The organism is Peptoniphilus sp., assembly GCF_034090345.1.
Taxonomy (GTDB): Bacteria; Bacillota; Clostridia; order Tissierellales; family Peptoniphilaceae; genus Peptoniphilus.
This window is the reverse complement of sequence record NZ_JAXDSS010000036.1, coordinates 1-2,351: the sequence shown is the minus strand read 5'-3', so window position 1 is coordinate 2,351 and position 2,351 is coordinate 1. Positions and strand designations below refer to the sequence as shown.

3 protein-coding genes, 1 tRNA gene and 1 other RNA gene are annotated in these 2,351 nt (G+C 30.6%); all 5 read left to right on the top strand.

Going from position 1 to position 2,351, the window contains the following annotated elements; genetic code table 11:
* The first annotated feature begins 47 nt into the window (after nucleotides 1–47).
* The 5 genes from SOR77_RS02975 to SOR77_RS02955 all read left to right on the top strand — a co-directional run bounded on the left by SOR77_RS02975 (nucleotide 48) and on the right by SOR77_RS02955 (nucleotide 2,232).
* Nucleotides 48–124, top strand: a tRNA-Pro gene (locus SOR77_RS02975).
* Nucleotides 125–228: 104 nt separating this feature from the next.
* The gene (locus tag SOR77_RS02970) at nucleotides 229–864 is read left to right on the top strand and encodes an HAD family hydrolase (protein ID WP_320635706.1); all 636 of its coding nucleotides are present in this window, start codon (nucleotides 229–231) and stop codon (nucleotides 862–864) included.
* Nucleotides 852–1,424, top strand: coding sequence for a VanZ family protein (locus SOR77_RS02965; RefSeq protein ID WP_320635705.1), 573 nt, complete (start codon nucleotides 852–854; stop codon nucleotides 1,422–1,424). The genes SOR77_RS02970 and SOR77_RS02965 overlap by 13 nt, the downstream gene beginning before the upstream one ends.
* 30 nt (nucleotides 1,425–1,454) lie before the next feature.
* Nucleotides 1,455–1,797: a transfer-messenger RNA gene (gene ssrA / locus SOR77_RS02960) on the top strand.
* Nucleotides 1,798–1,911: 114 nt separating this feature from the next.
* Entirely contained in the window at nucleotides 1,912–2,232 is a 321-nt protein-coding gene (locus tag SOR77_RS02955; protein WP_320635704.1) for a hypothetical protein, read from the top strand.
* Nucleotides 2,233–2,351 lie beyond the last annotated feature (119 nt).

The following is a 2,351-nucleotide window of genomic DNA, read 5'->3' as shown; positions in this document are numbered from 1 at the left end:
TTGCAAAATTTTCATAATAGAATTATAATTTATTAGTACTTTGATTTCGGGGTGTAGCGCAGTTTGGTAGCGCACGTGGTTTGGGACCATGGGGCCGGGGGTTCAAATCCTCTCACCCCGACCATCAAAAAGCATCGCATTAGCGGTGCTTTTTTTATACCTAAATTTAAATAATGCTATAAACCTTATTTCTTATAATGTTTATATTTCTATAAATAAGGAGTTTGTATGAACACAATTATGTTCGATTTAGATGGTACCCTCTTAGATTCCATGCACATGTGGAAAAATCTTGGAAGCAACTTTCTACTTCGTAAAAATCTAAAAATAACAGATGATGTCATTAAAACTATGAGCACTATGAGCCTTGTAATGAGCTCAGCTTTTTTAAAAGAATATTACAATCTTCCAGAAAGCGCAGATAAAATCCATAAAGATTTTAAAAATACAGTAATGTACTTCTATTTAAATGAAGTAGATCCTAAAATTGGGGCTATAGAAGTCTTGAAAAAATATAAAGAACTTGGAAAAAAAGTGCTACTTACAACTGCTACAAATGAAGAATTTGTAAAACCTACACTAGATAAATTTGGAATATACCATTATTTTGATGGCATATACACATCAGATACCGTTGGCGAGAAAAAAGACTCCCCTAAATTCTTTGATAAAATATTAGATATCGAAAAAATTTCAGCGAGCTCTACACTTCTATTTGATGATTCCGAATTTGCCCTATTAGCAGCTAAAGAAACTGGAATAAAAACTTGTTGTGTAATTGACCAATATTCTATTGCCAACTATGAAATGCTAAAAGAAGAATGTGATTTCTATATAGAAAACTTTACAGATTGGACGATATAAAATTGATTTTATTTTTTCTTTCAAAAGCGATAATAATATTTTCAGTAACATTCATTTGTTTTTCAATTATAAGAACTCATTTTTTCCCTCATTTGAAAAAAGGTTCTTCGCCAATTAGAGAGTTTTATATCAGTATTTTTTATTCTTATATATTGACTATGAGCATATTCCTTTTTATGCCAAACTCATACGTTGTTGGCTCTAACAGTACACAATACTTTGACATGGCGGGAAATTTCAAAAATATATTGGAGCATTCTAAAATAAATTTAATTCCTTTTAGAACCATTAAAAACTATATATTATATGCCGGTATATCTCATACAATATTAAATATCTTTGGAAATACATTTTTGTTCATTCCATTTGGATATCTACTCACAAAAATATATCCTCAATTCAAAAAAATAAAGAGTATCTCTCTAATACTTACTATGGCCATTTTGTCAATAGAAATTATACAACTCACAGTTGGCAGAACTTTTGATATAGATGACTTTCTATTAAACTTTATTGGCGGAATCTGCGGTTACTATTTAAGTTTAATTGACCGAAAGTAGTTTTTAATTTATAATTATATTATCCATCTTGGGGGCGAAACTGGTTTCGACGGGGGTTTGGAGCTTACAGTAGCGAGTCGTTTTGAGAATAACGTAAAAGTCTCAAAAAAAATTAAACGACAATAACGAATTAGCGTTTGCTGCCTAAGCGCAGCTCATCTTCTCTTTGAACCCCGTGGCTTAGAGTAAGGTGTCAAATTAACGGGACACGAAGCTAGGAAAGACAACATATCTTAGTAGGTATTAATGTTGTTATAATTTAAAGACTTTGTTCATCAAGGATTTAAATCGAATTTAAATGATGTGACTGCACTCGGAGAAGCTGTCTGTGAAGGGCTTTCGGACGCGGGTTCGACTCCCGCCGCCTCCACCACACTAAATCCAACCTTGTAAAATTGTAAAATACAAGGTTGGATTTTTTTTATGCTTTTTAAGGTCAGTCTACCACCCATTTAACAAATAATTTTAAAAAAGAAGGAGACTGACTATGTATTTAGAGAAATTAACAGAGAAAGAAAGAGAGTTTTTAGATTTTAAAAAAATAGAGGGTTCAAAGGATATTTCGATTAACAGTTATTATAAGGTTTTTTTAAATTTCAAGGATGTTATCGGCGAACTTGATATAAGTAATTTTAATTCTTTATGTCAGAAGGTTTTAGAATATTTTAAATATGTTTCTGTTAATAACGGTAACACCACTTTTAACAACAAAAGAAAGCATCTAAACGGATATTTTAACTATTTGGTGGACAGAGAGCTTTTGCAAGATAATCCTTCCTATACACTTTTTAATACTAATATCCGTTAAACAATAGATACAATTGTGTGATTTAATGTAGTATAATAATATTATGAAAGATATACAAAAACAAATTCAAGAATTAGAAGTAGAACTCAAAAAAACTAATAACAAAAGAGAATATATAA

Bases quoted from the DNA above. Each gene is read 5' to 3' on its own strand.
- SOR77_RS02970 (WP_320635706.1), top strand. From the start codon at position 229: ATGAACACAATTATGTTCGATTTAGATGGTACCCTCTTAGATTCCATG.
- SOR77_RS02955 (WP_320635704.1), top strand. From the start codon at position 1,912: ATGTATTTAGAGAAATTAACAGAGAAAGAAAGAGAGTTTTTAGATTTT.